1 pseudogene is annotated in these 206 nt (G+C 71.4%); it reads right to left on the bottom strand.

The window, feature by feature from the left end:
• Positions 1-206, bottom strand: a pseudogene (locus tag IG62_RS42895) (Ig-like domain repeat protein); the annotation flags it as partial.

Raw genomic sequence — 206 nt, 5'->3', positions numbered from 1 at the left:
GGGTTGGCGGGGGTCGAGGAGAGGGTGACCACGCAGTTGGTCGCCGCCGTGACGTTGACGGTTGCGGTGCCGGTGACGCCGACACAGGTGCAGGTGGTGTTGGCGGAGACCACGGTGGCGACGACGACATTGGCCCCGGTCGGCAGCGCGCTGCTGGTCACGCTGGCCTGTCCGGAGGCGTTGGTGGTGCCGGCGCCCAGCTGGAG

The organism is Streptomyces sp. NRRL S-337 (assembly GCF_000720175.1).
Lineage (GTDB): Bacteria > Actinomycetota > Actinomycetes > Streptomycetales > Streptomycetaceae > Streptomyces > Streptomyces siderophoricus.
Note: the sequence above shows the minus strand (reverse complement) of the source record. Positions and strands in the feature narration are given on the sequence as shown.